This window comes from Zunongwangia sp. HRR-M8 (assembly GCF_027594405.1).
Taxonomy (GTDB): Bacteria; Bacteroidota; Bacteroidia; order Flavobacteriales; family Flavobacteriaceae; genus Zunongwangia.
Genome location: NZ_CP115161.1, coordinates 1,866,120 through 1,892,617, shown reverse-complemented (window position 1 = coordinate 1,892,617; position 26,498 = coordinate 1,866,120). Strand labels below are relative to the sequence as shown.

Annotated in this window: 27 protein-coding genes; 10 read left to right on the top strand and 17 right to left on the bottom strand. The window is 33.4% G+C overall.

All coding sequences use genetic code 11. The features are described 5' to 3' along the window. Nucleotides 1-142: 142 nt before the first annotated feature. Complete coding sequence (locus PBT89_RS08120; protein ID WP_270064205.1) at nt 143-1,654, bottom strand: NAD(P)H-hydrate dehydratase; 1,512 nt, start codon at nt 1,652-1,654, stop codon at nt 143-145. Nucleotides 1,655-1,797: 143 nt separating this feature from the next. On the opposite strand from PBT89_RS08120, the gene gcvT reads away from it, so the two are divergent. The 4 genes from gcvT (at nt 1,798) to PBT89_RS08100 (ending at nt 4,905) form a co-directional block, all read left to right on the top strand. Continuing rightward, entirely contained in the window at nt 1,798-2,880 is a 1,083-nt protein-coding gene (gene gcvT, locus PBT89_RS08115) for a glycine cleavage system aminomethyltransferase GcvT (protein WP_270064204.1), read from the top strand. A gap of 6 nt (nt 2,881-2,886) precedes the next feature. Then, nucleotides 2,887-3,702: a sugar nucleotide-binding protein gene (locus tag PBT89_RS08110; protein ID WP_270064203.1), complete on the top strand. Its 816-nt coding sequence runs from the start codon at nt 2,887-2,889 to the stop codon at nt 3,700-3,702. A gap of 86 nt (nt 3,703-3,788) precedes the next feature. Then, a complete protein-coding gene (locus PBT89_RS08105; RefSeq protein ID WP_270058163.1) occupies nt 3,789-4,076 on the top strand; it encodes a 4a-hydroxytetrahydrobiopterin dehydratase in 288 nt (95 codons plus the stop codon). A 103-nt stretch (nt 4,077-4,179) separates the two neighbouring features. After that, nucleotides 4,180-4,905: a YebC/PmpR family DNA-binding transcriptional regulator gene (locus tag PBT89_RS08100; RefSeq protein ID WP_270064202.1), complete on the top strand. Its 726-nt coding sequence runs from the start codon at nt 4,180-4,182 to the stop codon at nt 4,903-4,905. Nucleotides 4,906-4,975: 70 nt separating this feature from the next. Here the strand turns inward: PBT89_RS08100 and PBT89_RS08095 are convergent, their stop codons facing one another. The 3 genes from PBT89_RS08095 to PBT89_RS08085 are packed head-to-tail and all read right to left on the bottom strand — an operon-like array spanning nt 4,976 to nt 6,410. Then, nucleotides 4,976-5,404 carry a DoxX family protein gene (locus PBT89_RS08095; RefSeq protein ID WP_270064201.1) on the bottom strand — a complete coding sequence of 143 codons (429 nt, stop codon included), beginning with the start codon at nt 5,402-5,404 and terminating at the stop codon, nt 4,976-4,978. Beyond that, the gene (locus tag PBT89_RS08090) at nt 5,401-5,907 is read right to left on the bottom strand and encodes a gluconokinase (RefSeq protein WP_270064200.1); all 507 of its coding nucleotides are present in this window, start codon (nt 5,905-5,907) and stop codon (nt 5,401-5,403) included. The genes PBT89_RS08095 and PBT89_RS08090 overlap by 4 nt, the downstream gene beginning before the upstream one ends. A 2-nt stretch (nt 5,908-5,909) precedes the next feature. Then, complete coding sequence (locus PBT89_RS08085; RefSeq protein ID WP_270064199.1) at nt 5,910-6,410, bottom strand: GreA/GreB family elongation factor; 501 nt, start codon at nt 6,408-6,410, stop codon at nt 5,910-5,912. 125 nt (nt 6,411-6,535) lie between these two features. Between PBT89_RS08085 and PBT89_RS08080 the strand changes: the two genes are divergently transcribed. Further along, nucleotides 6,536-7,786, top strand: a complete 1,251-nt coding sequence (locus tag PBT89_RS08080; RefSeq protein WP_270064198.1) for a glycosyltransferase — start codon at nt 6,536-6,538, stop codon at nt 7,784-7,786. 64 nt (nt 7,787-7,850) lie between these two features. Here the strand turns inward: PBT89_RS08080 and PBT89_RS08075 are convergent, their stop codons facing one another. After that, nucleotides 7,851-9,185 (bottom strand): aspartate kinase, encoded by a 1,335-nt coding sequence (locus tag PBT89_RS08075; protein WP_270064197.1) that lies wholly within the window; start codon nt 9,183-9,185, stop codon nt 7,851-7,853. A gap of 100 nt (nt 9,186-9,285) precedes the next feature. On the opposite strand from PBT89_RS08075, the gene PBT89_RS08070 reads away from it, so the two are divergent. Further along, entirely contained in the window at nt 9,286-9,930 is a 645-nt protein-coding gene (locus tag PBT89_RS08070) for a hypothetical protein (RefSeq protein ID WP_270064196.1), read from the top strand. A gap of 7 nt (nt 9,931-9,937) precedes the next feature. Here PBT89_RS08070 and PBT89_RS08065 read toward each other — a convergent pair whose 3' ends face one another. From PBT89_RS08065 to PBT89_RS08055, 3 genes are all read right to left on the bottom strand, one after another. After that, nucleotides 9,938-10,090, bottom strand: a complete 153-nt coding sequence (locus PBT89_RS08065; protein WP_270064195.1) for a hypothetical protein — start codon at nt 10,088-10,090, stop codon at nt 9,938-9,940. A 229-nt stretch (nt 10,091-10,319) separates the two neighbouring features. Next, complete coding sequence (locus tag PBT89_RS08060) at nt 10,320-11,393, bottom strand: transporter substrate-binding domain-containing protein (protein WP_270064194.1); 1,074 nt, start codon at nt 11,391-11,393, stop codon at nt 10,320-10,322. A gap of 71 nt (nt 11,394-11,464) precedes the next feature. Further along, on the bottom strand, nt 11,465-11,929 hold the full coding sequence (locus PBT89_RS08055) for a 3D domain-containing protein (protein WP_270064193.1): 465 nt from the start codon (nt 11,927-11,929) through the stop codon (nt 11,465-11,467). 421 nt (nt 11,930-12,350) lie between these two features. Here PBT89_RS08055 and PBT89_RS08050 point away from each other — a divergent pair, with 421 nt between their 5' ends. Together PBT89_RS08050 and PBT89_RS08045 are read left to right on the top strand one after the other, a co-directional pair. Then, a complete protein-coding gene (locus PBT89_RS08050) occupies nt 12,351-12,782 on the top strand; it encodes an FKBP-type peptidyl-prolyl cis-trans isomerase (protein WP_270058174.1) in 432 nt (143 codons plus the stop codon). A gap of 189 nt (nt 12,783-12,971) precedes the next feature. Next, nucleotides 12,972-13,385, top strand: a complete 414-nt coding sequence (locus PBT89_RS08045) for an OsmC family protein (RefSeq protein WP_270058175.1) — start codon at nt 12,972-12,974, stop codon at nt 13,383-13,385. A 99-nt stretch (nt 13,386-13,484) separates the two neighbouring features. Here the strand turns inward: PBT89_RS08045 and PBT89_RS08040 are convergent, their stop codons facing one another. The 5 genes from PBT89_RS08040 to PBT89_RS08020 form a co-directional block, all read right to left on the bottom strand. Next, on the bottom strand, nt 13,485-14,162 hold the full coding sequence (locus PBT89_RS08040) for an N-formylglutamate amidohydrolase (protein ID WP_270064192.1): 678 nt from the start codon (nt 14,160-14,162) through the stop codon (nt 13,485-13,487). Beyond that, nucleotides 14,159-15,376 carry a carboxylate-amine ligase gene (locus PBT89_RS08035; RefSeq protein WP_270064191.1) on the bottom strand — a complete coding sequence of 406 codons (1,218 nt, stop codon included), beginning with the start codon at nt 15,374-15,376 and terminating at the stop codon, nt 14,159-14,161. Before PBT89_RS08035 ends, PBT89_RS08040 begins: the two co-directional genes overlap by 4 nt. 1 nt (nt 15,377) lies before the next feature. Next, a complete protein-coding gene (locus PBT89_RS08030; RefSeq protein ID WP_270064190.1) occupies nt 15,378-16,829 on the bottom strand; it encodes a RimK family protein in 1,452 nt (483 codons plus the stop codon). 147 nt (nt 16,830-16,976) lie between these two features. Further along, the gene (locus PBT89_RS08025; RefSeq protein WP_270064189.1) at nt 16,977-17,999 is read right to left on the bottom strand and encodes a transporter; all 1,023 of its coding nucleotides are present in this window, start codon (nt 17,997-17,999) and stop codon (nt 16,977-16,979) included. A gap of 164 nt (nt 18,000-18,163) precedes the next feature. Then, complete coding sequence (locus PBT89_RS08020) at nt 18,164-18,544, bottom strand: hypothetical protein (protein ID WP_270064188.1); 381 nt, start codon at nt 18,542-18,544, stop codon at nt 18,164-18,166. A 163-nt stretch (nt 18,545-18,707) separates the two neighbouring features. On the opposite strand from PBT89_RS08020, the gene PBT89_RS08015 reads away from it, so the two are divergent. Next, nucleotides 18,708-19,997, top strand: a complete 1,290-nt coding sequence (locus PBT89_RS08015; RefSeq protein ID WP_270064187.1) for a dipeptidase — start codon at nt 18,708-18,710, stop codon at nt 19,995-19,997. Nucleotides 19,998-20,093: 96 nt separating this feature from the next. Here PBT89_RS08015 and PBT89_RS08010 read toward each other — a convergent pair whose 3' ends face one another. The 3 genes from PBT89_RS08010 to PBT89_RS08000 form a co-directional block, all read right to left on the bottom strand. Further along, a complete protein-coding gene (locus tag PBT89_RS08010) occupies nt 20,094-20,801 on the bottom strand; it encodes a TVP38/TMEM64 family protein (protein WP_270058182.1) in 708 nt (235 codons plus the stop codon). A gap of 3 nt (nt 20,802-20,804) precedes the next feature. Beyond that, nucleotides 20,805-21,659 (bottom strand): SdiA-regulated domain-containing protein, encoded by an 855-nt coding sequence (locus PBT89_RS08005; protein ID WP_270064186.1) that lies wholly within the window; start codon nt 21,657-21,659, stop codon nt 20,805-20,807. 340 nt (nt 21,660-21,999) lie between these two features. Further along, nucleotides 22,000-22,635 carry a hypothetical protein gene (locus PBT89_RS08000; protein WP_270064185.1) on the bottom strand — a complete coding sequence of 212 codons (636 nt, stop codon included), beginning with the start codon at nt 22,633-22,635 and terminating at the stop codon, nt 22,000-22,002. 198 nt (nt 22,636-22,833) lie between these two features. Between PBT89_RS08000 and PBT89_RS07995 the strand changes: the two genes are divergently transcribed. After that, nucleotides 22,834-25,155, top strand: coding sequence for a penicillin-binding protein 1A (locus PBT89_RS07995; protein ID WP_270064184.1), 2,322 nt, complete (start codon nt 22,834-22,836; stop codon nt 25,153-25,155). A gap of 477 nt (nt 25,156-25,632) precedes the next feature. On the opposite strand, the gene PBT89_RS07990 is transcribed toward PBT89_RS07995, so the two are convergent. After that, nucleotides 25,633-26,016 carry a CHY zinc finger protein gene (locus tag PBT89_RS07990; RefSeq protein WP_270064183.1) on the bottom strand — a complete coding sequence of 128 codons (384 nt, stop codon included), beginning with the start codon at nt 26,014-26,016 and terminating at the stop codon, nt 25,633-25,635. Nucleotides 26,017-26,498 lie beyond the last annotated feature (482 nt).

The following is a 26,498-nucleotide window of genomic DNA, read 5'->3' as shown; positions in this document are numbered from 1 at the left end:
GATTTGTTTTTTAATAGTATCAATTTGCTGTAGTATGCAAAATTCCATATTCAAAAAATTGAATCCAAATTTTAATAATTTTAATGGGACTTTCAGTTTTAGACTCTCGTAAAGTCAATAAATGGTTTTCTATATTTCAAGCTTAATCGGCAAATAAAGATTGATATGCAGCTCCCATATTTTCAGCAATATCACCAGAAATAAGTGCCTGGTAAGATTTATTTTCAGCAACAATATCGCCGGATAGTCCATGAAGATACACCCCAAATATTGCTGCAGCTAAAGGTTCGTATTGTTGGGAAATTAACCCGGCTATAATTCCTGATAGCACATCTCCACTACCTGCGGTGGCCATTCCCGGGTTTCCACTATTATTTATATAAATCTTCCCTTCTGCACAAGTAAATGTATGAGATCCTTTTAGAACCAAAATTATATTATATGTTTTGGTAAATGTTTCAATTTTTTGAAGCTTATCAAAATCATCCTCCCATTCCCCTATCAAACGCTCTAATTCCTTTGGATGCGGAGTTAAAACTGATTTTTTCGGAAGAAGATTTAGTAATTCTTTGTGCTCTGAAAGCATATTAAGCCCATCGGCATCAATTAGCATAGGTTTATCGATATCTTGAAGCAGCTTTTTAAAAGCTTCAATGGTTTCGGGATCTTTCCCTGCTCCCATTCCAAAACAGATTACAGAAGGCTCCATGCAATGATCGATATTGGTTAATTTTTCTTCGTTTTTATCTGTGATCACCATGGCTTCTGGCAAAGCAGTTTGTAAAACTATATATCCACATTTAGGCACAAAAGTACTAACCAATCCTGCTCCTGTTCTAAGTGCTGCAGTGGTACTTAATACAACACTCCCTATTTTACCATAGCTACCGCCAACTACAAGCGCGTGACCATAATTTCCTTTATGCGAATTTGTTTTGCGAGGCTTATATAAAGCTCGCGCTTCGTGTTTGCTTATAAGATTAGCATTTGTTTTTTCAGAAGTAAGAAATTCTCGGTCTAGGCCGATATCCAAAACCTGTAAATCCCCTACATAATCCATAGTTTGTGGCAAAAAGAAAACAAGTTTAGGTGTTTGAAAACTTATTGTGAAACTGGCTTTAATTAGTTGATCTTCTTTCCCGGGAATTTTGTCTGAAAACAATCCAGAAGGCATATCGATAGCCAAAATAAAAGCTTTCGTTTTATTTATGTGTTTCACTAAATTAGCCACCCAACCTTCTAAAGGTCGATTGAGACCTATCCCGAAAATCGCATCGATAATAAAGTCGTTTGTATTCAATTCAGGGAAATCGCCCTCGTCTTTTATATATTCTGGCCAATCGTTTGTCGTCTCTTTTAAACGATCATAATTCACTAAAAAATCATCAGATCTTTTATCGGTATAATTCACCACAAAAACTTTAACGTGGTAACCTTTTTCAATCAAAAGTCTGGCTATCACTAGTCCGTCTCCACCATTATTGCCTACACCACAAAATATTTTTATGTTTATATCGGCGTTTTGAAGTCGCTTGTGTATTTCTTCAGTAGTTAAACTCGCGGCTCTTTCCATTAATTCCGTAGAAGTAATATTCTGGTTTTTAATGGTAATGTTGTCTGCTTTTTTTAGCTGCGCTGCAGAAAAGATCTTCATAAACGATGATATTTAAAGGTTTTTCTCAAATATAACACATAGTCAAAGTATAAAATAAGGTTTGACATTTCCTTCACAATTTCATGGAATCTATGGTCAGTTCAGGCTTAATTCTATAAATTTGCAAAAATTAAATAATTAAGATGAAAGAAGTAGCACTAGCTGAAAAACATAAAGCTCTTGGGGCAAAGATGGTTCCCTTTGCAGGTTATAATATGCCTGTTTCTTACGAAGGTGTAAATGCAGAACATCAAACTGTTCGTGAACATTTGGGAGTTTTTGATGTTTCGCATATGGGAGAGTTTTTAGTCACCGGCGAACATGCTTTAGAACTTATTCAGTCAGTTACTTCTAACGATGCTGCAAAATTGGTAGATGGGCAAGCACAATATACCTGTATGCCCAATGAAGATGGTGGTATAGTGGACGATTTGATTATTTACAGATTTGATGCCGAAAAATTTTTGCTGGTAGTGAATGCTGCTAATATCGAGAAAGATTGGAATTGGATAAGTAAGCACAATTCTATGGATGCGCATTTAACAGATTTAAGTGATGATATGTCTCTTCTAGCTATACAAGGACCAAAAGCTGCAGAAGCGATGCAATCGCTAACCAATGTAGACTTAAGTGCTATGAAGTTTTATACTTTTGAAGTGGCAACATTTGCAGGCATGGAAAAAGTAATTATTTCGGCAACAGGTTATACCGGTAGCGGCGGATTCGAGATTTATTTTAAAAACGAATGTGCTGAAGAAATCTGGAACAAAGTAATGGAAGCCGGTGCAGATTATGGTATTAAGCCAATAGGTCTTGCTGCTCGTGATACACTGCGATTAGAAATGGGATTTTGTTTGTACGGGAATGATATCGACGATACAACTTCTCCTATTGAAGCAAAATTGGGATGGATCACAAAATTCAATAAAGAGTTTGTAAATTCTGAAGCTTTAAAAAAGGAAAAGGAAGAAGGCGCTAAACGTAAACTTGTTGCGTTTGAACTTGATGAACGAGGCATCCCAAGACAGGGATATGAAATCGTGAATGAAAAAGGAGAGGTTATAGGAAATGTTACATCGGGTACCATGTCACCTTCGTTAGAGAAAGGTATTGGTTTAGGTTACGTAAAAACTGAATATGCAGGTTTTGGAAAGAAAATTAATATTCAGATACGTAAAAAAGCAATTCCAGCTACACAGGTGAAATTGCCCTTTTATAAAGGATAAATTTATTTGGAACGTATTTTAATTTTAGGAGCTAGCGGCTTTATTGGCAATGCCATATATAAAGAGCTACGCTCCTTTTTTGATACCCACGGAACATATTTTAGAGATGATCCCGGCTTAGAAAGTAACAATCAGTTTCATCAATACGATATGGAGACTGATAGTTTAGATCTTTTACTTTATAATCTTAAGCCAAGTATTATCATCTCTGCAGTTCGGGGTAGTTTTGCTGCGCAACTGGCACTGCATTATTCTGCAATTAGTTATATTCTTACCAATCCTTGTAAACTTATTTTTTTAAGTTCTGCCAATGTGTTTGATGCGTTTACCAACTATCCAAGCTACGAATATGATAAGACTTTATCCCAAAGTGTGTACGGTCGATTTAAGATTAAAATCGAAAATGCTTTACTTCGGCTTCCAAATGATAAATACAATATTTTAAGATTACCAATGGTTTTTGGGAAAGGCTCTCCAAGAATTAACGAGATAAAGGCTTTATTAGACTTAGGAGAAGCTATAGAAGTTTTCCCAAACGTGGTTATTAATGTTACCGAAATTAATAAAATTACGCAGCAAATTCATTACATCATAAATAGAAAGCAACAAGGAGTTTTACATCTTGGTAGTAGTGATTTGGTACATCAAAAAGATTTTATACAAGATGTTTGTGAAATTTTGGGTTATGAAAATCCGCTTTTTAAAAATGTATACGATAGCAACGAAGATCGATATTTAGCTGTTTTACCCAAGGACAACCTCTTACCGCCTAATCTTCAGATTAATGTACAGCAAGTAGTAGAAGCTACCATTAAAAAATAGGTTAATCTTATATTAAACCAGCGCTATCATCCTGTTTTCACTTTTAGTATTATTAAATTGAATAACATAATTTAAACATTACAATAATGGAAAAGCTAACCGAAGATCAAATTCATAAAAAACTAGAATCCTTACAGGGCTGGACGTACGCAAAAGATGCCATTCATACTTCTTTTCAGTTTGAAGATTTTAAAGATGCTTTTACAGTGATGACGAGAATCGCTTTTGAAGCTGAAGCTTTACAACATCATCCTAATTGGGCAAATTCTTTTAATGAATTAGAAATTTCACTTTCTACGCATGATGCGGGCGGCGTAACAGCTAAAGATTTTGAAATGGCAAAGGCAATAGAAGATATTGTAGAGGCTAAATAACTTTAAAAAACAGTTAAAAAAAGCAATATTTTAGAAAGCTCCTAATTTGAAATCATTTTAGGAGCTTTTTTTATATTTTTGCCCGGATTTCATTTTTATTATCATGGGAAGAGCATTTGAATTTAGAAAGGCACGTAAGATGAAACGTTGGTCGGCAATGGCCAAAGCCTTTACTCGTATAGGAAAAGATATTGTAATGGCCGTAAAAGAAGGCGGGCCAGATCCAGACGCTAACTCTAAGCTTAGAGCAGTTATACAAAACGCGAAGAGTGTTAACATGCCGAAGGACAATATCGAAAGAGCGATCAAGAGAGCATCAGATAAAAGCCAGGGGGATTATAAAATTGTTCTTTTCGAAGGTTATGCTCCACACGGGATTGCTATTTTGGTTGAAACCGCTACAGATAACAATAACCGTACTGTTGCCAATGTTCGATCGCATTTTAATAAATGTGATGGGAATTTGGGAACTTCAGGATCTGTAGAATTTATGTTCGATCACACCTGTAATTTCAGAATAAATGCTGAAGGACTTGATGTTGAAGAATTAGAGCTTGAATTTATAGATTATGGAGCTGAAGAAGTTTTTGAAGATGAAGATGGAATACACATCTACGCGCCTTTCGAAAATTTTGGAAGTATTCAGAAAGAATTAGAAAATCAAAATATAGAAATTATCTCTTCAGGATTTGAGCGAATTCCTCAGGTTACAAAACAATTAAATCCAGAGCAAGCTGCAGATGTAGAGAAACTTTTAGAAAAATTAGAAGAAGACGATGATGTACAAAATGTATATCATACCATGGAAGAATCTTCTTCAGAAGAATAATATACTTCTTCGAGAAATTGAAAAAGTCTTGTTAGTTGCTAATTAACAAGACTTTTTTATTTATAGATCTCTATTTCTTTTTCTCAGCTTTATGCATAAAATAATGGTCTAGTGAATATTTTCCTGCACCTGTATAAAATAGCAATAGATACGAAAGCAAATACAAAAACGGTAATTCTTGTTTTGCCATACCATCTGGCATATGTACAATTATTGCCGCAATGCCCATCGTAATAATAAGTGGTATCGTAGCTATTCTAGTGGCTAGTCCTAAAATAATCATCACAGAACATACAAATTCGGCTAAAACTGCAATTGTAAACGTTAAAGTTTGGCCGGCACCCAAGGGATCTGCAAAAGTTATTTCATCCTCGGTAAAAAAAGTGATTAATTTCGGTACACCGTGGAAAAGCATCAATATCGATATACCAATTCTGAATATAAGTAATATAAAATCTAGTTTTGGAAGGTTTAAGCTGGTGGTGTAAGTGTTTTTCATAAAGTAGATGTTTTTTCTGATTTGATTTTGGAAATAACTTCTGATACTGTTTCAGGAATCTCTTTATTCACTTCTACCTTAATAGCATTTTTAGGTTCTTCTAAAGTTTCGAATTGAGATTTTAATAATTCGGGTTTAAAATAATGTCCCTTCCTAGCCATCATGCGTTTGTAAATAAGCTCATATTCTGCATATAAATAAATAAACACCACATATTCTTTTAAATTATGGGATAGTGCCGCTCTGTATTTGTTTTTTAAAGCCGAACAAGCTAAAACAGCACCTTCATTATCTTTCCATTTATCGATATTTTCAGCCAAAGATTTTAGCCAGGCTTTTCGATCTTCATCATTTAGGGCTATACCTTTTTTCATCTTTTCAATATTCGCTGGTGGATGATAATCGTCGGCATCAAAAAATGGAATCTCGAGCGTACTGGCGATTTCCCTGCCGATAGTTGTCTTTCCACTTCCAGAGACTCCCATTACAATATATACTTTCATATTTAATATGTGATTTCGAGAATTTCGAGTGTTCGTGTTTCGTTTCCTAATTTAAATTCTGTTGTATCTCCTATTTTTAAACCGGTCACCGCTCTAGCTATAGGTGCTACAAACGCAATTTTTTGTTTTTTTACATCAGCTTCATCAACTCCTACAATTTGAAATTCCTGAATACTTCCATTGGAATGATTTTTCAATTTTAATTTTGCTCCAAAACGTACTTCATCTTCAGGTTGTTGATTTGGATATATAATTCTAGCGGAAGCTCTACGCTCGGCCAATAATTTTAATTTACCATCGATAACTGCCTGCGCCCTGCGCTTTTCGGTCTCATTATCTTCAGGTAATTTTGTACGTTCTCGCTCTAAATCATGTTTTTCATTTTCTAAAGCCTCAAAACCTAATGGAGTAACATAATTAGTTGCTCCTACCGGTAATGCAGCTCTTGGTGGTATTACCGGAGCTTCTTCCTGATCTTCCTCTTTTACAAACCCTCTACTCATTTCATTTCCTTTTTCTAAATATAGAAGATACGAAATTTATCACAATTACTAATTCGTGCACTTCTTTTTAAATCTGTTGTAAAAAAGAAGCTTAATTTTGCTGAAATTGATAGATTTCAAACTTCATGAAGAAATTACTTGTTATTGGATATGTTTGGCCAGAACCAACTTCGTCTGCGGCAGGAAGCCGAATGCTACAATTACTGAAGTTCTTTCTGGAAGAAGATTATCACATTACTTTTGCAACAACAGCCACAACTTCAAAATATGCTTTCCAATTAGAATTATTAGGTATTGAAACCGCTAAAATCGAATTAAACAATTCTAGTTTCGATAAGTTTCTTTTAGCATTGGATCCTAAAATTGTACTTTTTGATCGGTTTATGATGGAAGAGCAATATGGTTGGCGGGTGGATAATCATTGTCCAAATGCGCTTAAAATTTTAGATACAGAAGATTTACATTTTTTAAGAAACGCTCGAAAAAAGCATTTAAATTCTAATCTCACATTAGAAGAAATCATACTAAATTCTGATTTGGCAAAACGTGAAATTGCGTCTATTTATCGTTGTGATCTTAGTTTAATTATTTCAGAATTTGAAATGGAATTACTTAAAACTCTTTTTAAAATTCCAGCTGAAATTATACAATATCTCCCCTATTTATTACCTGAAGCAGAGATCAAAAAAGCAGATTCTTCGCCAAATTTTTCAGATCGTAAAGATTTTATGTTTATAGGTAATTTTCTACATGAACCTAATTGGAATACCGTCCTCTATTTAAAACAAAACATCTGGCCAAAGATTAGAAAAGAATTACCAAATGCCCAATTAAACATTTATGGCGCCTACCCGAGTGAAAAAGTTTTTAACCTTCAGAATAAAAACGAGGGTTTTGTAGTGCATGGTCGTACCGAAAGTGTTGAAGAGGTTATGCAAAAAAATAGAATTTTGCTTGCTCCCATTCAATTTGGTGCCGGTCTTAAAGGTAAAATGATAGATGCTATGCAAAATGGTTTACCGTCAATTACAACGAAAATTGGTGCTGAGGGAATTTCAAAAAACAATGATTGGAATGGATTTATTTGCGACACTGAAGATGAAATTATCCAAAAATCAATTCAACTTTATACCGATCAAAAACTATGGTTGGAGAAACGGAAATGCTCTGAATCCATTTTAAAAGATCGATTTTCAGTATCAAAGTATATTCCTTTTTTGAAAACACAATTGACTAATTTAGAGATAAATATAAACGATCATCGAAATAAAAACTTTACAGGTAAAATGCTGAAATTCCATAATAATAGAAGTACTTATTTTATGTCGAAATTTATCGAAGAAAAAGAAAAGAATAAAAAATCAGGAACAATTTAAGAATATCAAAAAAGCCGCTTGAAAATTATTTCCCAGCGGCTTTTTTTTGCAAAAGAACTAAAATCTAAACCATCTGAGTGGCAAAACCTTCACTAAAAAGTTTTTGATTTAAACTTCTAAGAGTATCAATTTTATTTTGAGTATCAACTAAAATCGAAATATTATTGCTACTTCCGCCATAGCTTATCATACGTACAGGGATATCATTTAGCAATTCAAACAATTTATAAGTAGATTTATCTTCAATTACAGATTCTCCAACAACGCATATTATACTTTGATTACGATCTACGGTAATTTCACCATATGCATTTAATTCTTCAAGAATTTGGTCTAGATTACTCGTATTATCTATCGTTAGCGAAATAGCAATTTCAGAAGTAGTAATCATATCGATAGATGTTTCGTAATTATCAAAAACATCAAAGATTTTACGAAGAAAACCGTGCGCCATTAGCATTCTATTTGATTTTATTTTAATAGCGGTAATATCATCCTTTGCAGCGATGGCTTTTAATCCTTTACTTTTAATTTCTGAAGATATTCTTGTTCCTGTTTTCTCTGGTGTAAATGTATTTTTCAGAAAAATCGGGATTCCCTTACTAATTACCGGAGATACGGTTTGTGGATGAAGAATTTTTGCTCCAAAATAAGCTAACTCCGCTGCCTCTTCAAAAGTCAGTTCAGAAATTGGATGAGTTCCCTCTACATGCCGCGGATCATTATTATGAAAACCATCAATATCGGTCCAAATCTGCACCTCTGTTGCCCGCACTGCAGCACCAAGTATAGTTGCGGTATAATCACTTCCGCCCCGTTTTAAGGTGCTAATTTCGTTTCTCTTATTGATACACACAAATCCCTGAGTAATATAAAGATCGGCAGTTTGATTTGAAATGTAATCGTCCAAAAGTTTCCCAACCTTATCGGTATCTGGATTTTCGAGATTATGAACTTCCATAAATTCTTTAGCATCCAGCCAAACGTTATTTATACCTAAAGATTTAAAATATTGAGATACGATAAAAGTAAGCATGGTTTCACCATAAGTTACTATTTCAGCATAAACAACCTCGGTATGTTCCTTATTTGCAGAAAGTAATAAATCTTGTAAACGGCCCGAAACAAAAGTTTTAGTTTGTTTATTTAAGGTTTCATCATTAATCAATTGATCGATAGCTGAAAAATGGCGATCCTTAAGTTTATCTACGATATCCTGAACTTCTTCAGTTTTATTAGCCTGAACAAGATTAGATATTTCTACGAGCTCATTTGTAACACCACTCATGGCAGAAAGAACTAGTATTTTTCTTCCCTCTTCACCTAGAGTAATATTTTTTACATTCTGAATACTTTGAGGAGTACCAACAGATGTACCTCCAAATTTTAAAACTTTCATTGCTATACTTTTGATGCTGCATAATTAAAAATATAGCAACAGGAATTAAAAAAAATGATTCATTTTATATACATTTGTACAAAATGTGTAATAATTAACAATGAAAACGATAACTACCTGCGTACATGATATAATACGGCATCAACCATTTTTGGACGATGCTATCGCGAGAGATATCATAAATTTTAGCGGACTTGCAGAAGATTTAAGACCTGAAGTTGAGAAAGAAATGCGTAAACCTGTTAAAACAGGTAGTATAATTATGGCATTACGACGCTATGCTCCCAAGCGCACAAAAATTAATAAAAACAGTTTACGCGAATTGGGAGATATAATCGTGAGATCTGGAATAACTGAATATACTTTTCTAAATTCTAAAACTATTATTGCCAACAAATCAAGATTATTAGATGCGGTAAAAGATCAAACGGGTGTCTATCTAAACTACTCGAGCAATTATCAGGAAAGTAACATTTTAGTTTCTTCTTCCTTAACCGATTTGGTTGAAGATTATTTTAAAAATGAAGTAAGGGTTACTATTAAAGAAGAATTATCTTCGATCACTATTGCTTTACCAAAAAATAGTAGTCAATCTGTAGGACTTTATTTCTATATATTCAAATTATTAGCTTATGAAGGAATTCCTGTTTTCGAAATGATTTCGACTTCTAACTATTTTGCGCTATTTTTAGAACGCGAATATGTTAACAAAGCTTTTCTACTTTTAAATGAGATCAAAAAATAGTTAGATTCTACCAGTAATCAAAATACACACCCGTCATAGCAACTGCAGCAATAATAATTACTATTACAATAGCGATAAAGGTTGCCCCAAACTTTGTCTTTTTATTTTTTTGTAGAATGTAATCTTCAGATTTATTATCCTCCTTATCTCTAATTTGCATCTTAGTTTTTTAAATAATATTAAAATGAGTATTATTTTCTCAATCGTTTTTGTTGAAAACTTTGCAAAGTTAAATAAAACTTTTAGTTTTCAATTTGGCTAAATATGTAAATTATTCTTAAAAATAAATAAGGATTTCAAAATACAATGCCGTAATTAGTGTTATATTTTTACAAACTTAATTACGGTTGAGTTGAAGGAAAATCTTTTTATAGATAGACCTAGTTTTTTCATTTATATTCTTTGATTAGATTTTCCCACTCCATACTCTTAAGCATTCTTACCAAAGCAGGATTAATAATTTTTACCAAATCTGAATTTTTAGGAAATGCATAACTGTAATAATCCTTTTTTAAAGTTTGCTCTAAAACTTCAATATCTTTCCCCACTTCCATTTGTTCTATTGTGTAACGCAATATCGGTTCGTCGTAAACTAGCAGATCCAAATCATCATTTTGTATTAATTCTATTCCATCACTAACGCTGTTTAATTTTTCAGACTTAACGTTGTAAAGATCTAAAAGCTCTGCTGCACTACTGCTCACAACTGTTCCTACATTAAATCTATTTAAATCTGAAATTCCGCTAATCTCATCATTAATACTTTTTACCGTTAAGGAAGATGCAATACTTGCTGTAAGACTAGAGATAATGATAATGGCCATAAACATCCAAATTAGACCAACAATTCTACCACCAGTAGTTCTAGGCGATTTATCCCCATATCCAACGGTAGTCATCGTTACAGCACTCCACCAAAAGCCCTCTAACAACCCTCTTCCTTTACCGCCACCAAATTCTTCGGCATTCTTTTTTCTTTCAAAAATCCACACTAAAAAGCCAAAAATAAAAATCGTGCCTAATAGAGCTAATATTGCTGAAATAAACTCCCAACTCCATAAATTCTTCAGGATATTAAACACCTGAGACTCCTTCTTTTTTGCTACACCTGTATGTGATATAAAATAAGGCTGAGAAAAATCCATTCGCTCCATACGGTTATCGGTAACGGTAATAGGATTTATACTAAAATCTACTTCTCCACTTTCTACGGCATTTAACAGCGCTGCCAAACTTTCGTAGGTTTTATATTCAAAATTGTAATCTAAATTTTCGTTAACTAGATTCCAACTTTTAATACTTAAGCCATCAAAATTACCATTTGGTTTTTGAGTCACAAAGGGAGCAGTAAGCTGCACTCCTATTTTGTAAACTTCAGGAGTAGATTTTGTAGAATCCTGAAAAGTTTTGGCGCTAGTTATAGTAGTAAGAAACAGTGAGAAAAGGACTAGGTAGTATTTCATATAAATTTCTGAAATGATTGAAAAGTAAGTAGCGAAAATTAATCAATTACAATCCATTTTCAAAACTGAATTTATTCAGAAGCAACTTCAGCTTTCGTACTATCTTCTGGTTTTTTGTAATAAATCTCGAGTTTCTTTTTTCCAAAATTTTTAGCCCTTTCTATATCATTTCCCATATAAATATCTACGCGCTTTTTCCAGCGGTAATGCATTTTATCCTTCACGACAAAAACCGAATCTAAGCCAGCGATTTTTATCTCATCATTATGGTTTATTCCCAATCCTATAAGATCTCTGGAAATGGCAACCGCATTCATCCCGGGTTTTAGTGTATCGCCCCAGGCGGCTAAATTAGGATCTGATCCTGCTGTTTGATATTGAACTGAGTTAAAAGCAGAAACCGTTACTTTTAGTGTATCCCAATTTTCAGTAGACTTATCAGTTACTTTTTTAGCTGAAGAATTACAAGCAAAAAGCCCTAAACTTAAAAATAGAAATTGACAACACGTTTTTATTGAAATGGAAATAGAGTTCATTTTAATATCTAAATTGAGACCTAATGAGCTTCAATATAAATAATTTCTGTTTATCGTTATAAACTACTTGAAATTCAGATTTATACTTTCTTAAATTAAGTTTATAAGATAATGACCTCAAAATTCATCCAATTCTGTATCACTACTGAAACGGGTACTTAGTTATCAATCTACTAAAAATAGCGTTCAGAATTGAAGAATATTAAATAAGATTATGAATTAATTTGAGTATATCCATCTGTTTTTCAGCTCTTTCGATATTCAAAATGAATAAATAAAAGCTAAAGTTTGTTAAGAAATTACCAAGTAAACCGAATTAAATAGCAATATAGTTGTGAGTGCATTTGAGAGCTGTAACTTTGCAAACTTAATTGGCTGAAACCAAGAAGTAGGCCTTAATTAATCTTTGAAAAACAAATTTATGAGTCAAGTAAAGCAAGATGACACTGTAAAAGTTCATTACACAGGAAAATTAACCGATGGCCAAGTATTCGATAGCTCTGTAGATCGCGGAGAACCAATCGAATTTACTATGGGACAGGGGCAATTAATTCCTGGATTCGAAAAAGGACTTTTAGATATGGAAGTTAACGAAAAGAAAACTATAAATATCCCTAAAGAAGAAGCTTACGGAGAGCCAAGAGAAGAACTAGTTCAAGAAGTTGAAAAAAGCCAACTTCCAGAAGATCTTGAGCCTAAAGTAGGTATGGGACTTGTTTCTAAAACTCCAGATGGTCGCGAAATGAACCTAGTGGTAAAAGAAGTAAAAGAAGATTCTATTGTTGTAGATGGGAATCACCCATTAGCAGGGAAAGATTTAGTATTTGATCTTGAGGTAGTAGAGATCAAATAAGCAGTCTACCACAACAATTATAAAAAATCCCTTTTTGGTCAATTCAAAAAGGGATTTTTTTATGCAATTCATTTCGATTTCAAAAAATACTATTAAATCATTGACTCCAAGACTTAAGCTTTTTATAAAATTCTTTTCAGCAGCTTTTATAGATTGTATCTTTATTTCAAACTAAAACAAAAAATTATTATGATAAGAAAAGCGAGCGCAGTTTGGAAAGGAACATTAAAAGAAGGTAAAGGTAATTTATCTACAGAGAGTGGTGTACTTAACGAAACTCAATATTCGTACAAAACCAGATTTGAAGACGGAAAAGGAACAAACCCTGAAGAATTAATAGGTGCAGCACATTCTGGATGTTTTACCATGCAATTGTCAGCTTTTTTAGCTGAAGAGGATTTTCCTGCTGAATCTTTAGAAACAAAAAGTGAAATCACTTTCAAAGACGGAGTTGTTTCTAAATCACATCTTATTTTAGAAGGTAAAGTTCCAAATATTTCTGAAGAGAAGTTCCTTGAAATCGCTAATAATGCGAAAGAAAAATGTCCTCTTTCAAAATTACTTGATACCGAGATTACTTTAGATGCTAAACTTTTAAAGTAAGATTTAAAATATAGTGCAAAAAAAGTCCGGATAATTTCCCGGACTTTTTTTATGCTAATTATAGCGCTTAAAATACCTTGAAAAATAATTAGAAGTTTCCTACAAACTTGCCTTCAGACTATTTTTTATTTCGAACATTAAAGCTTTAGGAAAAGTATTCCTTTTTGCCATTTTTTGATTCACCTCCAACTCTATCCCAATGTAATTATTGGGAAATTTACGACGAAGATACGTTGTAAAACCATCTGCCCTTCCCAAATAAGGATAATTGAACCTGATTTTAATATCCAGCTCTTTGGTTAAATTAAGTTTCCAGATTTGAGCAAACTTTTTTTCAGCTTTACTCGATGGATCATAAAGCAATCCGATATCTGTTTTTCGCTCTACACCATTAAGAATTGGTGTAAAACTATGTACTGAAATATGTACGACTTCCTCTCCAACTTTAATTATTTCTGAAATACATTTCTCAACTTTATTTCTATATCTTAAATAGTATGAATTGATGAGATCCCCTTTTTCTTGCTTAGATAAAGATTTAGAATATTCTGAAAATAAGTTTGGATGATGCAAAGAGCGGTTTGGCTCGATCAATAATCGACTAAATTTATAGGTGAAACTGAAATCTGAAATTTCTAATAGCTCCTGAAATAATCTAAACGCTCCAGGATCGTAAGCGCGATGTGTTGTCCAAACCGTATCTTGGTCGTTCTTTAAATAAGCAAATTTTTGCGGCAATACATTACTCGCATGCTCGCAACTAAGTATTAGTTTCAAGGTTTGTAGAGCTCATTTTTAGCAAGACATTTCGCGATATCGGCATATACTTTACCTATATTTTCTTCGGAATAATTCCCTCTTAAACCACCTATAATTCGATTGGCAAGTGATCCTTTCTGAATAATATATTCGATTGATTGCTGATGTTTTTCAGAAATGTTATTTTTCACTCTTTCATATATATTCTTCCATACATCACCAATTTCTGAAGTTTCCGTCAATCCAAAAATTTTAAGATAAGCAATATTGCTAATCACACCTCGTTCAGCATCTTTTATAGCCTCATTCAGTATTTTGAGCAAATCGTCCTCTTTCCAACTTTTCTGATCTGCTAGAGAAATAAATTCTTCATTTACCAAAGCTTTTAAAGTTTCTATGATAAAAACTGCAATTGCGATGTCTGCTTTGGGGCATTCCTGTAAATCGATCACCCTAATTTCTATGGCACCACGATCAAATCTTGCGATTGCTCCTCTAGAATTTAGAAAATGATGTTCCAGGATTCCATTTTTATCATGGACTTTTATGGCCTTTTTTATAGGTTCAAAAATACCTCGGTGATATTCTTCTTTATTATAAAGACACTCGGGAATTACTTTCCCGGCCATCTCTGGTATTTCTTTTTGGTTGGTTTTATAAACTTCCATACGGCTATCCATAAAACCGGTTAATTGTCCTTCGAATATTGGTGAGGACGCACTAATCGCCGGGATAATTGGTAAAAGAATTCGTATAGCAGCGTGCAATTTTTCAAATTCAGCATCATCTGCAAATGGCAGATTTATATGCATGCTTTGTACGTTGCTCCATCCATGACCACTACAATCAAAAATTTGGTTGTATAGCTCATAAATATCATTATTATCGTGCTCCCATAATTTAGTTTCCTTTAAGGGATTCATTAGCGGATGTGCAGCTGTAGGCAACAATTGAGCATCTAAACCTTCTAAAAGCTTATTGATCTCAGAAACGTTTTCGGCAAATAATTCATCTAAATTTTCAATATTAGAAATTGGTACAGCTGTTTTTAACTCTACCACATGAGCTACTAACTCGTTACTCCATTCAATTTTACCATTAGCAACATCAGAAGTTAGCTTTCCTGTTTTTTCGATAAAAAGTTTATCAGTGATCGGCACAATTTTTAGCTGGCGATTTACCAGCATATATTCCAATTCTATTCCGTAAACTTCGAAAATATGATATCCCATATTATTTTTTCTCTAGCCTGTTTTTTAAGGCCGTGATGATTAACTTATACACTTCTTCGCCATAAAAACGATCCTCTACACCAAAATCGATATTTGGATTATCATTAATTTCGATCACCATAGCTTCTCCATTAATTTCCTTAATATCAATTCCGTAGAGCCCTTCTCCCATCAATTTAGTAGAGCGTAATGCTAAATCTAATATTTTTTCTGGAACTTCTTCTAAGGCCATCGTATCTGCATTGCCATCTTGATCGTGTTTATTTTTAGCATTCCAGTTGTATATTTGCCAGTGTCCTTTTGCCATATAATATCGACAGGCATAAAAAGCTTTTCCATCTAAAACACCGATTCTCCAATCGTAATCTGAAGGTGTAAATTGTTGTGCAATGATAAGCTCAGATTCCTTAAGCATTTTAGTTACAAGCTCCTGGTATTCTTCTTCGGTTTTTGCTTTTTTAACGCCAAAACTAAATGTAGAATCTGGAGATTTTAAGACTACCGGTAAACCAATTTCAGCCAAAATAGCATCTTTATTCTCTTTATGAATAATCATGGTTTTTGGCGTCAATATTCCGGCATTTTGTAAAGCTTCTGCCATAAATACTTTATTGCAACATTTTAAAATGGCATCTGGATAATCGATGATAGCGATACCTTCCTGTTGTGCTTTTCTGGCAAATGCATAAGCTTCATTGTGAACTTCGGTGCTTTGTCTTATAAAAAGGGCATCAAAAGAGGATAATCTTGATAAGTCTTTTGGGGAAAGAAATTCAACATAAAAATTCATCTTTTCGGCAACTTCTGCAAATTTCTTTAATGCCTTGGCATTACTAGGCGGTGCCGGATCGTCTTTTTGCACAAGAATAGCCAAATCGTAATCATACTGCTGCGGTTTTACAGTATCATACCTTTTTTTAGAAAAGTAATCACTGGCAAAAAAGTACATACTTTCTAAGTGATCTTCTGGAATTTCAGATTCAGATAAAGCTTTTATACTTTTAATATTCCACTTATTACTAAAACTGAACTTTACTTGTAAAAATGGAATCTGAAAATGTCTAAAAAAAAGTGAACTTACTTCTTTATATTTTTGAGCTACATTTTGCCCAAAATAAATACTAAGAACAAATTCCTGAGATTTGATAGATTTTAGTGATTTTTGAATCACATCATCAAATTCTTCAGAAATTACTTTCACCAATTTCGGCTCTCTTAGATCTACAAGATTTTTCACTGTGGGAATAGCCAAATGGCCTCTTGCTTCAGCTAAAAGAGAAACGTAATACCCTCTAGATTGATAATTATAATTTTTGGAAAGATTGAAAATACGTGCGTTTTTTATCTTAGCATATTTAGGATTGGTTAGATAATCCTGAGAAGATATAATATGCACATTTTCAAGTTTAACCGGCCACTTTTCAGGCTGATTTACTATTAAAAATTTATTCATTTATTATAAGAAATAATCAATCAAATGTAGCTGAAAAAATAATAGAAAATCATAAAATTTTGAGAATATATAGATTTCTCTGCAAATAAAAAGCCACCTTAAAACGAAAGTTTAAAGGTGGCTTTTTGATACTAAATTCTTTTTACTTTAGTGAAAAGAATACTGCAAGCCTAAAGTCCAGCTGCCATCATTTTTAAGTTGAATTCCGTTTAAATCCTGATATAATGGAAAAGCATATTCAACACCAATTCTTACATTTTTTAATGTTCCCTGAGGGATATAAAAATTAGCTCCAAAAGCCGAATTTATATATTTTCCACCCTGATTTTGCGTATTTGCGGTTGTTACCATCATTGGATTTAAATCTGCATAAGAATCATCAATCTTCCCTACTGTTTTAGCTTCTACCCTGCCCGAAACACTTAATGAATTTAAAAGTTTAGCAGCAATCCAGTTATTCCACATTAATTGATTCCCAAAGCGATAATCATGATCATTTTTGCCCAATCTTAATACTCCGTTTACTTGAGAACCAAAAGATAAAATTTGCCCTTGTAACAGATAAGTCACTGCAAGTTTTGGGTCCCAGGTGCCGCTACCTATTTGCATTGGATAAGGCAACGACATTTCCATAGGGGCACTCATAGGCGTTACATCTTTTTGATCTATGCTGCCGTTAGGAATACTTAAGCCAGCCGTTAAATGAATACTTTGTTGATTTTGATCATACATTTTAAACATTCCAGACAATTTTAAATCGCCAAATCCGGAAGAATTTGTGGTAAAGCTTTTTCCCATTTTATTGATCAATTGCATATCATTCTCAATAACGTTTGCCATTACCATTAATGTGAAATGATCAGACGGTGCGTACATCGCGCCTAGCATGTGCATTTTCATATCCATACTAAAAGGAGAAACCATGTAATCGTTAAAAACCGATTCCTGAGAAATTTCATCGCTACCATTATTCAGCCCTTCCATATCCATACTCATATATCGGTAGGAAAACATCCATTCGCCTTTGTGATGAACGTGATCGCGCATAACACCAATTGGTGCATGGCCATCTGGCCGGCTAGCGGTCCATTTTTCAGAAGAATTATCGTTTTGAGCAAATAAAGCCACTCCACAAAAGACGCTGGCTAACGCAAGAATTTTTTTTTTCATTTTTGAAGAATAGTTTTGTCTTTTCAGACTTTTGTAATTTATTTTTTTGAATGCTGAGTAGTTCTTCTATTTATGATCCGTTTAATGTATAATCACAATTAGAAAAACCATTGTAGCTTTTATAGCAAACTCATAAACTTGAAGTTTGGGTCTTCAGTAAAAAATTAACTACAACTTGGGGGATGTTCTATTCTTCTGTAATATGGATTGGAAATAAAATGTTTATAAAAAACAATCTTTTTATTTACTTTGAATAGCTCTAATTGGCTAAAATCAATATGCCTTGGAATTTCTAGATATAGAGGAAGAAAAGAATTGGCGATTCTGGCCGAAGTATTTGCTTTCTCCGTTTTGTTAGATTGATTCAGCTGCTGCATTAGATAGCATTTCCCATTGCAGTTAAGTGCCGGCTGATCTTGATTTACACAGTAATTCTCAATAATATAATCCAAATTAAATTGGTAATAAGAAATCTCTCCCATTTGGAAAACCGGGCGGTAAGCAAGAGAAACTAAAATTAAAATCGCTAAAAGTTGTTTCAACATCTGGATTTAAATTCTGCTTGCAAAAGTACGTTGAGAATTCAAAAAAAGAAGAGTTATTTTTAAGTTTTCTTAAAATAATGGATCAAATTTTTCTATTCAATATTCTACCTTTCAGTTCAAAAATTAATTCCTATTTTACCAATCTTAACCATAAATTAAATACATGAAAATAAGACAAATTGGCCTTTTTGCGCTGCTATTTGCGCAAGTAGGTTTCGCTCAAAACACCGAAAATGAAAAGTTAGTTGAAAAAGCAAGAAAAATTCATGAGAATGTAATTACCATTGATACGCACAACGACTTTAGTGTCAATAATTTTACCCACGATCATAATTATACAGAGAATTTAGACACTCAAGTAAATCTTCCAAAGATGGAAGAAGGTGGTATGGATGTTTCTTGGCTAATTGTTTATACAGGGCAAGGTGATTTAAATGCGGAAGGATATAAAAAGGCGTATGATAATGCGATGGCGAAGTTTAATGCGATCCATAAGCTAACAGAAGAAATAGCTCCAGATAAAATAGGTTTGGCTACAACTTCAAAAGAAGTAAGAAAACTGGTAAAAGAAGGTAAGAAAGTAGCCATGATCGGTGTAGAAAACGGCTATCCTATCGGTACCGATATCAAAAATGTTGAAAAATTTTACGATTTAGGAGCACGATATATGTCATTGGCTCATAATGGGCATAGTCAATTAAGCGATTCGAACACAGGAGAAGCTGATGATGTATGGTTGAACAATGGATTAAGTGATTTGGGGAAGGAAGTACTTAAAGAAATGAATAGATTAGGCATTATGATCGATGTTTCACATCCTTCAAAAGAAGCAATAAAGCAAATGTTTGAACTTTCTAAAGCACCGTTAATCGCTTCACATTCTTCTGCCAGAGCATTGTGCGATCATAGTAGAAATTTGGATGATGAGCTACTGGAACTTTTTAATGAACATGGTGGCGTAATCCAAACCGTCGCATTTAGTTCTTATGTAAATACTGAAAAAGATAAAGCTTTTGGTGACGCTAAGAATAAAGTGTACGAAGATAAAGCTGAAAAAATGGGTTTCGAAGTACTTTCTTGGGGAGAAGTTCGTGAACTTGATGAAACCGAAAGAGAATCTTATATCGAAAAATATAAAAAGCTAGTAGCAGATTCTGAAGAGGAAGTTGAAGCATTAAAACAAACCATAAGCCCGGTTAACGTTTCAGATTTCGTAGATCATATTGATTATTTGGTTGAAAAAGTTGGAATCGATCAAGTAGGAATCAGCTCAGATTTTGATGGTGGCGGCGGAATTGATGGTTGGGATGATGCCTCTGAAACTTTCAACGTAACTTTAGAATTGGTGAAAAGAGGTTATTCTAAAAAAGAAATTGCAAAACTTTGGGGAGAAAACTTACTACGGGTTTTAGATGAAGTTGAAGCGGTAGCTAAAGAAATTCAAAAGGCATAAAATCTCGAAAATTTTAAAAATCGTTATTCTAATTTGATGTTCTATAATTGGAATAACGATTTTTATTTCCGAAGAAATTATAAAATGCTGCGAACCTTAATCTTTATTTCGTTTCTTTTTGTCCCAAAAAACGTATAATCCAAAGAGCGCTAAACTTACCAGAGATCCCCACAATAAACCAGATTTTAACTGATCTGTACTTCTACCTAAAACAGCTATAAAAATGGTTAAAGGCGCAATACCAACCAGTGTTGCTCCTATAAATTTCCAATAGGTCATTTTTAAAATGCCGCCTACAAAACTAATGGCATCATTAGACAGAAACGGATTTAGTCTTGTAACGATTACGGCCCAAAAACCATAATCGTCAATAAAATCAGCAATTTTTTGCTCATTCTTCTCTCCTATTAATTTCTCAACGATTACAGGACCAAAATAACGGCCAATAATATACCCAATGCTACTTGCTAGGAAAACGGCCACAAAAACAATTAAACTTCCCCAAATTGGTCCGTAGGCAATAATAGAAACAACCATTAAAGCAACTGAAGGTATTACGATTAAAAACATCTGAACGATCATGGCTAATATTAGCATCAAAGGTCCAAACCAGCCAAATCGCTCTACCCAATTACTTATTTTTTTCTCGTCTCCGCTAGTAAGCACTCTCCAGGCTTCATCCATAAAATCTTGAACAGAAGGAACCAAAAAATAAGATGCCACTATAGCGGCAACAAGTGCTAGTGATACATACAAGGGTGTTTTACTCTTACTAACCGAAGTCGATTTTATTTCATCTTTCATAAATTAGTTTAGATTTACTCTAAGAATATTTGCTGGATCACTATGACCTTCATTTGAAATGAAAAGCTCTCCGTTCTTTTTGAAGGCAATACCCTCTGGCTGATAAAACTTTTCACGCTTTAACAAATAAAGTTTTTTAGACTCTCCATTAGGCGATAAAACCAATAATTTAGGATTTCTACCGTCGGTAATATAAATCTCTCCGGTAACCGGATTAATATTTACTTCAGATGGCATCATAACCATCAATTTATTTTTTCTTTTAACATCAGAAAATATGGGATCTTCAAGATCTATAGCATACGCCGGGGTTTGAAGTAATTTTTTAGTTTCAAGATCAAAAGCATAAATACCCTTTGTATTATTGCTAAGTGGATCACGATCTTTTACGGCGATTAACAATCGGTTATTTTTTAAATCGGCACACAATCCTTCAGCATTATGCTTTGCTTTTATAAACGTTTCGTGTTTAGTGACTTTTTTATTTTCATCTAGATAGTGCTGTACTTCAAATATTACACCATCACTGCGCAATACATAAGCATTATTCCCAATTAAAGCGAGTCCTTCGTAATCACCAGATTTACCAAATTTTATTTCCTGTTCAATTTTTTTAGAAAGAAGATTATAGATAAAAATAATTCCTTCTTCGTCTTGTATTGCGGCCATACGTTCGTCGTCCACAAAATCCATCCCCGATATTTCTTCTAATCGATTGGGAAGATCCCATTTTTGCTCAATTTCATATTCTTCCTCAAAATCTTTTCTTTCCAAACTAAAAGGAAAATCCATCGTAAAATAGATAAAGGCTACCAATCCTAAAATTCCAATTACAATGACTGCTGCAATTTTACTCATATACTTTTTCTTAATCTCTGTATTTATTAAAAGTCTAGGCTATTTTGAAATTATCCAGAATAATATTTATTGCTGAAGATTTCGATTACTTATTAAAGATGTATCATGCTTATATACAAAAATTTAATAGCACTTACTTGAATTATTTATTTCGATCAATAGAAATTTTATAATTCAATTATAACTAATTGATCCTAGATTTAATTTTGATAAATTAGGAATTTAACAAAGATAGAAAGCTTAAAACAAAAGTATACTTTTCACCTTTTAAAACTTTGATAAAAAAAGACACAACAGCAATTATATTAAAGCTCCTATTTATCCCATAGCTATAATGCAGCTAAATTTTCTCTACCAAATTTTCCAATTCTTTTGCGACAGATGTTCCCTTCAATCCAACCTTATTTTCTAAATATTTCAAAATTTCTACAGAAGTGAACTGATAAGTTTCCCGAAGTCCTAAGATAATTTTTTCTAAATAGAACGGATGTGGCGCATTAAGTTCCTCGCTCATAAACTTAGCGTTTGTAAAACTGAAAACCGGCATCTCATCATGAAATCCTAAAAATAGAATTCGGTCATACCAAACTTCGGTGGCCACATCTAAATATCCTTTTTTTATTACCTTTTCAAAATCGATAGACAAATCCCCTTCAAAAGCGATTTCTTGTTTTACCAGATCTACAAACTGGCCTTTAGATATACTATAGATCTTCCCGTAAGTTTTTGCAGTTTTATCCTCATTAGGCCTAATAAAAGCTGCGGCCCCGCCACTCCAAGTTTTGGAACTCTTTGCAAAATATAGTTCATGATTTATAATAAAAGATTTATTTGCTTTTGGTAATGCTTTATCTTCACAGCCAACATATGTTCTTTTCGCACCTTTTGGAGTTCCACCAGCAACATAGCAAAGAAAACGATCCTCCATTAAATTAGAGCCGTAGCAGGCATACCAAATCCTTTCAAAATTTCTCATAATTTGTTTTGAAAGAACTTACTAAAATTTGTTCGGAAATCGCCTAATCTTAACTATTCTTTCATATTTAATTAGATATTAAGAATACTTTGAAGCCAAATACATGCAAGCATAGTATATTACTTCTTTAAAATTACCTTAAAATCAAAAGTTAATATTCTAAGACTTTGTTTCTTTGCAGCTAATTATTTCAATTTTATGCTTTCCAGACTTAAAAAATCTCCCATTTTGAAATGGGCTTTACGAATATTTCTAGGTTTATTTGTTCTATTCATATTATTTTTCACAAGTATTTATTTTGGGATGTGGGGCAAAATCCCGTCTAAAGAAGAACTCAGCCAATTACAGCAAAATAAAGCCACTCAAATACTTTCTAATGATGGAAAATTAATTGGGAAATTCTATATTTTTGATCGGCAGCCTATTCAATTTAAAGACCTTCCCAAGCATTTAATTGAGGCCTTAATCGCTACTGAAGATGTTAGGTTTTACGAACATAATGGAATCGATAATCGTAGTTTAGGACGTGTATTTTTTAAATCTATTCTTTTGCAGGACGAGAGTTCTGGCGGTGGTAGCACAATCACACTTCAACTAGCTAAAAATATCTACGGAAGAAAAGATTACGGAGCGCTTGGGATTGTAGTGAATAAATTTCAGGAAGGCATTATGGCCAAGCGTATTGAAGATATTTACAGCAAAGAAGAAATAATTACGCTTTATTTCAATACAGTTCCTTTTAGTGATAATACCTACGGAATTGAAAGTGCTTCAATGAAGTTTTTTGGAAAGCATGTAAATGATCTTAATGTTGAAGAAGCAGCTGTTTTAGTGGGAATGCTGAAGGCTTCGCATCGCTATAATCCTAGAATTTTCCCTGAACGTAGTAGACTACGTCGTGATGTGGTGCTTACACAAATGGAAAAATACGGATATCTCACTGAAGGACAAAAAGAGAACTACATAAAAAAAGATCTAAAACTGAATTACAAAAATTATAGTAATAAAAAAGGTCTTGCTCCCTATTTTAGAGAACAAATTAGAAAAGATCTGAGTCAGGTTCTGGATACGATTAAAAACAAGGATGGTGAGAAATATAATATTTATAGAGACGGACTCATTGTTCACACAACTTTAGATTACAAATTGCAAAGTATTGCTGAAACTGCTATGAAAGAACATATGGCAAGTTTACAGCAAGAACATGAAGATTCCTATGGAAATCGCGCCCCTTGGTTAATCAACGACGCTATTCTAAAGGATGCGATCCATCGTTCTAAAGCTTATAAAAATTTAAAAGAAGATGGATTTTCTGAAGAAGAGATCATGAAAGAACTTCAGAAGAAAAAGCAAATGGAACTCTTTGAATATGAAGGAACCGTGACCAGGCAAGCAAGCACAATAGATAGCATCCAACACTATTTAAAATTCTTAAATTCAGGCTTACTTTCTGTAGATCCAAAAAATGGAGCTGTAAAAGCCTGGGTTGGTGGGGTAGATTTTAGATATTTTCAATACGATCATGTATCGCAAAGTAAACGGCAGGTGGGTTCAACGTTTAAACCTATTGTGTATACAACAGCTATTGATAAAGGTATTGAGCCTTGTACCTATTATTCTGGTCGTGCCGTAACTTATAAAGATGGATGGAAGCCTACAAATGCTTCAGCAGAGGAAGATGAGGAAGGTATGAATTACAGCATGAAATATGCCCTAAGCCATTCTATGAATACCATTGCCGTGAAAGTTTTATTAGACGCGGGAATCGCCAATGTGATTAAAAAAGCACATCAAATGGGAATAACTTCAGATCTTCCTGAAGTTCCGTCGATTGCCCTTGGTACTGCGGAATTGAATATGGAAGAACTTACAGAAGCCTATACAAGCTTTGTAAACCAAGGTCGACCTTCAAAACCATATTATATAACCAAGATTGAAGATGGATCTGGAAATCTATTAGCAGAATTCAAATCAAAGAGTCCTAAACAACAGGCTTATTCCGAAGAAACGAGACAAATTATGATCAATATGATGCAGGCAACGGTAAATGAAGGAACCGCTACCCGACTGCGTTATACTTACAGATTAAATAATGATATCGCCGGAAAAACCGGAACTACTCAAAACAACAAAGATGGTTGGTTTGTTGGGCTTACGCCAAATCTTCTTACGGTAACCTGGGTAGGAAGTGACGATCATCGTATTGGTTTTAGAAATACAAGAATTGGACAGGGAGCTAATTCAGCTTTACCAATTTTTGGAAGAATGATGCAAAAAATGAATGGCGATTCTTATTTCAATGAGATTACTAACGCTCGTTTTAAAAGACCATCGAGCGAAGTTGCCGAACTTTTAGACTGTGAACCAAAAAAAGAAGACAGTTTCCTTAAAAAGCTTTTTGGCAGCAAAAATGATGATGCACAAGAAATAGATATGGACAAAGCGGTAGAAGAGAAAAAAGAGAAGGAGAAAAAAGGCTTTTTTAAACGGTTATTTGGTGGCAAAAAGAAGGATAATTAGATTCTAAACTATGCTGAAATAGCTATTTTGTTGGAAATACTTTTATATACATAAGTCTTGATATTTTATATAAATATCCCGCAACGGGAAAATATAGACAAATACTGAATTTTTAATTTTAATCTACAATTCAACAGATATAAACCAAAATTATTTGTTCAACGAATTTTTGCTTTTTCGGTCTAATAATTTCTGCGGAAGTTAATTTTACTGCTCTATAAGCTGAAAAACCTAATCTAATTGGATCGTCCATCCCTGAAATACGCTCAAAACTGATAATTTCTAACCTTTTATAAGAACAACCCACTCTTATTCTGTAAAAGTATTATTCAATATTTAAAATTTTGATATACGGTTTATCCGGATTCAAAGAGTATAAAGTGGATTTTGCAAAATCCCTAAAAACGTGCTTTCTAATTTTATCGATCCTAATTTCAATCTAAACTAAAAGCCGCAAAATTTTATAACTTAAAGGCTTCAGCTACTTTTAGTTTCTTGAACATCGTCAGTTTCAAAATATAAATGGTAATGATTACTACATCCAGGATTAAAACTGGCATTACAGACTGGGCAGTTATTTCCCGATTCCATGTATTCGATTATACTAAGTTCGTGGCCACAAACACCGCATAAGATAGCCTTTTCAGAAAACTCATCTTTTGGCCATACCTCATGTCCATGATTCGTTGCTTCTTCATGGCAAGAAAAGCAAGGATAGTACCTATCACAACATTTAAATTTAATAGCTATTACATCTAGCGTACTATGCCAATGTACACAGCGAGTTTGATTATCTATGGATTGCCCGTAAACAGTTGTATTGTTAATCTGGAAAATATTTGTAGATTCTGGTTTCCTCATCTGAGAATAAGTAAAATTGAAATAAAACAAGCATATTAAAGCGCTCAACAAATATCTTGATTTCATCATTGCAAAGTCTTTTTTAAAATGGATTACTCCTTCCAAACTATATTTTTTTGTTTCAAATATACTAAGCATCTTATTAAAATTAGGACGGTTTTCTGAATTTTAAGATAAAAAAAGTACTTTTAAATTGTTGATTTTCATTAATTAAAAAATCAATGAAATAGTTCCAATCAGATATAATCTTCTATAGTAAAATGGCACTCAAAAGGGAACTCATATATCGACGGGAAGGATGAAACCGATAGGATCGAAAAATATTCGTACAAAGCTAACCGATGTGTTATCGTATTCAAAAACAGTAACAGAGAATTTGCTTATGGTAAAAACCGAGCCAAAATTATCAAAACTGCGGTTAGCAACGATGATGCTTTCGAGGTTTTCAAGTATTTAAAAGAAATTGCAGATGCGATAGGTCT

Excerpts from the sequence above, each read along its gene's own strand:
- PBT89_RS08075 (WP_270064197.1), bottom strand. The coding sequence starts at position 9,185 with ATGAAAGTTTTAAAATTTGGAGGTACATCTGTTGGTACTCCTCAAAGT.
- PBT89_RS08035 (WP_270064191.1), bottom strand. The coding sequence starts at position 15,376 with ATGGGATATCATATTTTCGAAGTTTACGGAATAGAATTGGAATATATG.
- PBT89_RS08120 (WP_270064205.1), bottom strand. The coding sequence starts at position 1,654 with ATGAAGATCTTTTCTGCAGCGCAGCTAAAAAAAGCAGACAACATTACC.
- PBT89_RS08045 (WP_270058175.1), top strand. The coding sequence starts at position 12,972 with ATGATAAGAAAAGCGAGCGCAGTTTGGAAAGGAACATTAAAAGAAGGT.
- PBT89_RS07995 (WP_270064184.1), top strand. The coding sequence starts at position 22,834 with ATGCTTTCCAGACTTAAAAAATCTCCCATTTTGAAATGGGCTTTACGA.
- PBT89_RS08105 (WP_270058163.1), top strand. The coding sequence starts at position 3,789 with ATGGAAAAGCTAACCGAAGATCAAATTCATAAAAAACTAGAATCCTTA.
- PBT89_RS08000 (WP_270064185.1), bottom strand. The coding sequence starts at position 22,635 with ATGAGAAATTTTGAAAGGATTTGGTATGCCTGCTACGGCTCTAATTTA.
- PBT89_RS08080 (WP_270064198.1), top strand. The coding sequence starts at position 6,536 with ATGAAGAAATTACTTGTTATTGGATATGTTTGGCCAGAACCAACTTCG.
- PBT89_RS08070 (WP_270064196.1), top strand. The coding sequence starts at position 9,286 with ATGAAAACGATAACTACCTGCGTACATGATATAATACGGCATCAACCA.
- PBT89_RS07990 (WP_270064183.1), bottom strand. The coding sequence starts at position 26,016 with ATGAGGAAACCAGAATCTACAAATATTTTCCAGATTAACAATACAACT.
- PBT89_RS08090 (WP_270064200.1), bottom strand. The coding sequence starts at position 5,907 with ATGAAAGTATATATTGTAATGGGAGTCTCTGGAAGTGGAAAGACAACT.
- PBT89_RS08005 (WP_270064186.1), bottom strand. The coding sequence starts at position 21,659 with ATGAGTAAAATTGCAGCAGTCATTGTAATTGGAATTTTAGGATTGGTA.
- PBT89_RS08010 (WP_270058182.1), bottom strand. The coding sequence starts at position 20,801 with ATGAAAGATGAAATAAAATCGACTTCGGTTAGTAAGAGTAAAACACCC.
- PBT89_RS08050 (WP_270058174.1), top strand. The coding sequence starts at position 12,351 with ATGAGTCAAGTAAAGCAAGATGACACTGTAAAAGTTCATTACACAGGA.
- PBT89_RS08025 (WP_270064189.1), bottom strand. The coding sequence starts at position 17,999 with ATGAAAAAAAAAATTCTTGCGTTAGCCAGCGTCTTTTGTGGAGTGGCT.
- PBT89_RS08055 (WP_270064193.1), bottom strand. The coding sequence starts at position 11,929 with ATGAACTCTATTTCCATTTCAATAAAAACGTGTTGTCAATTTCTATTT.
- PBT89_RS08095 (WP_270064201.1), bottom strand. The coding sequence starts at position 5,404 with ATGAAAAACACTTACACCACCAGCTTAAACCTTCCAAAACTAGATTTT.
- PBT89_RS08100 (WP_270064202.1), top strand. The coding sequence starts at position 4,180 with ATGGGAAGAGCATTTGAATTTAGAAAGGCACGTAAGATGAAACGTTGG.
- PBT89_RS08065 (WP_270064195.1), bottom strand. The coding sequence starts at position 10,090 with ATGCAAATTAGAGATAAGGAGGATAATAAATCTGAAGATTACATTCTA.
- PBT89_RS08030 (WP_270064190.1), bottom strand. The coding sequence starts at position 16,829 with ATGAATAAATTTTTAATAGTAAATCAGCCTGAAAAGTGGCCGGTTAAA.
- PBT89_RS08015 (WP_270064187.1), top strand. The coding sequence starts at position 18,708 with ATGAAAATAAGACAAATTGGCCTTTTTGCGCTGCTATTTGCGCAAGTA.
- PBT89_RS08020 (WP_270064188.1), bottom strand. The coding sequence starts at position 18,544 with ATGTTGAAACAACTTTTAGCGATTTTAATTTTAGTTTCTCTTGCTTAC.
- PBT89_RS08085 (WP_270064199.1), bottom strand. The coding sequence starts at position 6,410 with ATGAGTAGAGGGTTTGTAAAAGAGGAAGATCAGGAAGAAGCTCCGGTA.
- gcvT (WP_270064204.1), top strand. The coding sequence starts at position 1,798 with ATGAAAGAAGTAGCACTAGCTGAAAAACATAAAGCTCTTGGGGCAAAG.
- PBT89_RS08060 (WP_270064194.1), bottom strand. The coding sequence starts at position 11,393 with ATGAAATACTACCTAGTCCTTTTCTCACTGTTTCTTACTACTATAACT.